Consider the following 1,447-nt stretch of genomic DNA (forward strand, 5'->3'; position numbering starts at 1 on the left):
GTACTGGTGCCGGGCGTGTCGATCCAGCGGATGCCGCTCGCCCTGCCGGAGGGCGTCACTTCGGCAGTCCCGGTAAGGCGTAGCCCGCGTGAGTGGATGGGACGTTCCGGACGCACTTTCTTGAGGGCGCGGAACATCGCCGCGAGGCCGTGGCCCGCCGCACTGGTCAGTAGCTGTGCCATGATTGCCCGTCCTGCCGCGGGTGGTATGACCGGGTTATGCGGTATCGGCGAGCGTGCCGAGGTACAGCTGGATCACCTTCGGGTCCTTCATCAGTTCGCGGCCCGTGCCGGTGTAGGCGTCCCTGCCCTGGTCGAGGACGTAGGCGCGATCACAGATCTGGAGGCAGCGCCGCGCATTCTGCTCGACCATGATCACCGACACCCCGGCCCGGTTGATCTCATGCACCCTCAGGAACGTCTCATCCTGCTTGACGGGGGAGAGGCCCGCCGAGGGCTCATCGAGGAGGAGCACCGCCGGCTCCATCATGAGCGCTCGTCCCATTGCAACCATCTGGCGCTCTCCTCCGGAGAGCGATCCGGCGCGCTGGGCACGCCGCTTGCCCAGCTCGGGGAAGAGGCTGGTGACGAACTCGAAGCGCTTCTTGAAGTCCTTCGGACGCTGGTACATCCCCATCTCGAGGTTCTCCTCGATGGTGAGCGTCGAGAACACATTGTTGTTCTGCGGCACGAAGCCGACTCCCTGCGTCACCAGCCGGTTGGCCTTCAGCCCGGTGAGGTCCTGCCCGCGCACCACAACCTGCCCGGAATGCACCTTGACCAAGCCGAACATCGCCTTCAGCAGCGTCGACTTTCCTGCGCCGTTGGGTCCGATGATGCCGATCAGCTCACCCTTCCGCGCCTCGATGCTGCAGCCATTGAGGATGTTCACCCCGGGAAGGTAGCCGGCCACCAGATCGGTGACCTTGACCACCGAATCGGGATCGTAGTCACTTCGGGTTTCTTCACGGCTCATGGTTTCTTCCGATCAGTGTCAGTGTCAGTGTCAGCGGGGACGGTGTCAGCAGGACCAGCATCGGGAGCTGCCTGCAGGGAGGTGGTGCCGCCGTCCGAGAGGCTGCCCGTGCCGGACAGCTCGACGATCCGGTGCCCGAGGACGCCCTCCTCGTCGGTGCCGACCACCGACTCGTCGTCGTGCGCCAGTTCCTCCTCGAGGCGCTCGAAGCCGGTGGAATCGCCGAGGTCCACATCGTGGTGGGCGCCCAGGTAGGCATCGATCACGGCCTGGTCCTTCATCACGACATCCGGCGGGCCTTCAGCCACCACCTTGCCCTCGGCCATGACCACCACCCAGTCCGCGATATGGCGCACCATGTGCATGTCGTGCTCGACGAACAGGACAGTCATGCCCTCGGCCTTGAGGTTCTTGATGTGGTCGAGCAGCGACTGCGTCAGCGCCGGGTTCACTCCAGCCATCGGCTCGTCGA

The 1,447-nt window shown here is 65.0% G+C and carries 1 protein-coding gene and 2 pseudogenes; all 3 read right to left on the minus strand.

All coding sequences use genetic code 11. The features are described from left to right. Positions 1-182, minus strand: a pseudogene (locus tag Y705_RS22270) (SRPBCC family protein); the annotation flags it as partial. 34 nt (positions 183-216) lie between these two features. Next, positions 217-975, minus strand: coding sequence for an ABC transporter ATP-binding protein (locus Y705_RS0108095; RefSeq protein ID WP_026532492.1), 759 nt, complete (start codon positions 973-975; stop codon positions 217-219). Continuing rightward, positions 972-1,447, minus strand: a pseudogene (locus Y705_RS18400) (ABC transporter ATP-binding protein); the annotation flags it as partial. The gene Y705_RS0108095 and the pseudogene Y705_RS18400, both read right to left, overlap by 4 nt.

This window comes from Arthrobacter sp. H41 (assembly GCF_000520535.1).
In the GTDB taxonomy this organism is placed as follows: Bacteria; Actinomycetota; Actinomycetes; order Actinomycetales; family Micrococcaceae; genus Arthrobacter_D.

Excerpts from the sequence above, each read along its gene's own strand:
- Y705_RS0108095 (WP_026532492.1), bottom strand. The coding sequence starts at position 975 with ATGAGCCGTGAAGAAACCCGAAGTGACTACGATCCCGATTCGGTGGTC.